The sequence below is a fragment of the Nostoc cf. edaphicum LEGE 07299 genome (assembly GCF_015207245.1).
Taxonomy (GTDB): Bacteria; Cyanobacteriota; Cyanobacteriia; order Cyanobacteriales; family Nostocaceae; genus Nostoc; species Nostoc edaphicum_B.
This window is the reverse complement of the sequence record NZ_JADEXF010000593.1, coordinates 1-3,810: the sequence shown is the minus strand read 5'-3', so window position 1 is coordinate 3,810 and position 3,810 is coordinate 1. Positions and strand designations below refer to the sequence as shown.

The 3,810-nt window shown below is 38.0% G+C and carries 2 protein-coding genes; one reads left to right on the top strand and one right to left on the bottom strand.

Going from position 1 to position 3,810, the window contains the following annotated elements:
• On the top strand, positions 1-1,113 hold a 1,113-nt coding region (locus tag IQ229_RS17395), incomplete at its 5' end, for a histidine decarboxylase (RefSeq protein ID WP_228013529.1).
• A gap of 74 nt (positions 1,114-1,187) precedes the next feature.
• Here IQ229_RS17395 and IQ229_RS17390 read toward each other — a convergent pair.
• Positions 1,188-3,810, bottom strand: a 2,623-nt coding sequence (locus IQ229_RS17390; protein WP_194045851.1) for an EAL domain-containing protein, incomplete at its 5' end; no start/stop codon positions are given.

Below are 3,810 nucleotides of genomic sequence, written 5' to 3'. Positions count from 1 at the left end.
GTGCAAATAGAACAGCGATCGCAGCTTCATGCAGGCTATCCATATAATTTAAGTTGTGATTACAGTGCGATCGGCAAATTTTTCAATTTTCTGTTAAATAATGCTGGAGATCCATATATTGAACCAGATTTTGGTCTCCATTCTCGTAAGTTTGAGCAAGAGGTGTTATCTTTTTTTGCCGAACTCTATAAAATTCCAGAAAATCAGTTTTGGGGTTATGTTACTGCTGGCGGAACTGAAGGTAATTTATATGGGATGTTCTTAGCAAGAGAAATCTACCCTGATGGCATTCTTTACTCATCACAAGACTCTCATTACTCCATACCAAAAGCGGCAAAATTATTCCGCATCCAACACAACATTGTTAACTCACAAATTAATGGAGAGATGAATTATGATCATTTTGAAAAACTCATTAGCGAAAATCGTAATTATCCTGCGATCATAAATTTAAATATTGGGACTACTGTCAAAGGCGCAATTGATAACTTAGACAAAGTTCTCGAAATTTTAGAGCGTAATCAAATTAAAGATTACTACATTCATTGTGATGCCGCCCTTTCAGGATTAATATTACCTTTTCTAGATGGCGCTCCACAAGTTAACTTTCAAAAACCCATAGATAGTATAGCTATTTCTGCTAAATTCATTGGTTCACCCTTGCCTTGCGGTGTAGTTTTAACCAAGAAAAAATGGGTAGAAAAAGTTGAAACAGCAATTGAATATATTGGTTCATCAGATACAACCATTCTGGGTTCTAGGAACGGTCATACCCCTCTGATTCTCTGGTATGCAATAAAAACAAGAGGTTATGATGGATTAGCCAAAGAAGCAAAGACTTGTATAGATAATGCTCAATATCTTTTCCAACAACTTAAAATCAGAGAATATCCATGTATGCTCAATAAATTTTCCAATACCGTAGTGTTTCAAAAACCTTCTCAAAGGTTAATTAAAAAGTGGCAGCTAGCGATTTATGAAAATTGGGTACACATTATAGTCATGCAAAATATCGATCGGCACAAAATTGATACTTTTGTTAACGAACTTTTGTTAGAAGAAGGGTTAGTTGATAACGTAGAAAATTTCCAGCTACAATCAGCGCTACACTAAAAATAGATTGTCAAGTGAAATTAATCGCCCAGTTTGAGAAGATATTTCTCTAAACAGAATTTTCTCCCAAGATTTTATCTTTTTAAAAAGTTTCTTCCGCACAAGTTAGCAGCAAGTAGTATTTCTACTTCTGCCCGTTCCATAGGTGGTAAGAAGAAATACCCTTGCCCATAATCACATTGTAAAGCCTTCAATTGGGCTAATTGGTCTACAGTTTCTATGCCTTCTGCTGTTACAGACATATTTAAATTATGGGCTAATGTCACAATCGCTCGAATAATTTCTAAATTTTCTCCTCGACTACCTATACTGGTGACAAAAGAGCGGTCAATCTTAATGGTTTTGATTGGTAGGCGATGTAGATAACTTAAGGATGAATAGCCAGTCCCAAAATCATCCATGTGCATCTCGACATTCAGCGCTGTTAATTGGGAAAGCACAGTGGTAGCTAAATCAAAATTATCCATCAACAAGCTTTCAGTAATTTCCAATTTCAAACAGCATGGCTCCAGTCCAGTTTGCTGCAAAATATGTTTAACCTGTTTAAACACATCAGGTTGCGTAATTTGTTTACCAGAAAAATTTACGCTAATCGTCAAAGGTTGTGAGGTAGGAAATTGTTTATGCCATTTGTGCATTTGGTGACAAGCTTCATAAAGCACCCATTGCCCAATACTAACAATCATTCCAGTTTCCTCAGCCAAGGGAATAAAATCTTGAGGGGAAATAAGTCCTCGTTCTGGATGATGCCAACGTATCAGTGCCTCAAATCCAATAATTTTGCCAGTTGTTAGTGAAATAATTGGCTGGTAATTAAGGCGAAATTCTTCTTGCTTTAGCAGCGCATTTCGCAGAGCAGTTTCTAACTCTAAGAGCAAAGCTGCACCCTCGTGCATCTTTGGATCAAAAACCTCATAACGTGCCTTACCAAGTGATTTTGCACAATACATTGCCACATCGGCATCGCGTAGAATTTGCGCTGCTTGCTCATAATCTGCTCTACTTAAAGCAATGCCAATACTAACATTAGTAAACACCCGATGCTCATTTAATTGAAATGGCAAAGCTAGTACCTTTTTAATTCGCTCGGCCACCTGTATCGCGGTGTTGATATCCTCAATTTCCCCAATTAAGATTGTGAACTCATCTCCGCCAAAACGAGCTATTATGTCTTCGCCTCGCAGAACTGACTTGAGCCGATGAGAAATTGCAATCAAAAGTTGATTTCCTAGTAGATGTCCGAGGCTGTCATTAACAACTTTAAAGCGATCTAGGTCTAAGAAGAGTACGGCAAATAAATAATTATTTTGCTGTTTAGACTGTTCTATTGCCTGCTGCACCCGCTCCAGAAATAACCGTTGATTAGGTAATCCAGTTAGCCCATCATGAAGACTATTGTGCAGTAATTGTTCTTGTGCTTCTTGACGTTTAATAATGTCTTGTTGAAGTTGTTGATTAACTCTAATAAGTTCAATAGTGCGTTCTAGCACCAACTGCTCAAGTTGATAACGATACTGGACTAACTCCTTCTCTGCTAGCTTCCGCTTAGTGATGTCACGAACAATAACAATATACTCCCGTAGCAGAGAATTAAATGGCTGGGAAATCGTCGATTCAACAATTCGCAAACCTTGGTTAATTTTCAAGCTTTGCTCACTTCTAGTAGACCATTGCTCCGGTTTGCCGTGATAGCATATTAGAAGTTGATTCAAGTTTTGCCCAAGCAACTGCTGAATGCTTGTTTGAAATAATTCTTCAGCAGCAGCATTTGTCTGAGAAATTGTCCCGTCTTCATCTAATACTAAAACAGTATCTGGAACAGTATCGAGAGTAGTGATAAATAGGTTTCTTGCTTGTTTGCGTGCTTCATCAATAGCAATAATTTGTGGTAAGGTTGTCCAACAAGCGATCGCAACCCCTGCAAAAGAAAGCGTCACTAATAAAATCGCTAGGAAAGAATTTTGAGGATGATTAGAAAATCTATCTACAAAATCGCGAATAACCCAACTGATTGTGGCAGTAATACAAATCAATGATACTAAAACAATCACTTGTAATACTACAAAATCTGGATTATTTCTACTAGACTTAGTATCGTAACGCTGTGTCCACCAATTTGGGTGTAATGGCGCAAATCTTAACCGACCTAGCACTAAATCTCCAATCGACAAAATAATGGGTAATAATAATCCCACTAAGAAATATCTCCAATTGCAAGCTAAACCTCCCACTATTAGAACTACCGCTTCGACCAAGAAAAAACCAAGTGACCACCAAGGCCATAACACGTATGATTTGCCACGACACATCCATAATCCCAGATGTAGACCCATAATAGACATGAGATAACAAGTGCCTGCTACTGTGACAAGTTGAGATATATTTCCCAAATTTAGACAAAGCAAACTGAGGAGAAAGGTAACTAAAATAGCAGGCCCAAGGACACCTTGACGGGAAACTAATGCAAATATAGGAGAAAGCTGTCTGTCTAAGGCAAGCTGGTATAATATCCGAGGAGAGTTAGAAACTGCTGTAGCAGAACTTAGGAGGCAAGATATAGTAATCAAAAGTGTTACTAAAAAGGGGGCAGATTCACCCCAAAAAGGCTTAGAAGCCGCTACTAGATTTAAGAACGCATCCTCACCTATTGTTGAATCTGGAGCAGAACACATTAATACCCAAGAACCACCTAAAAAC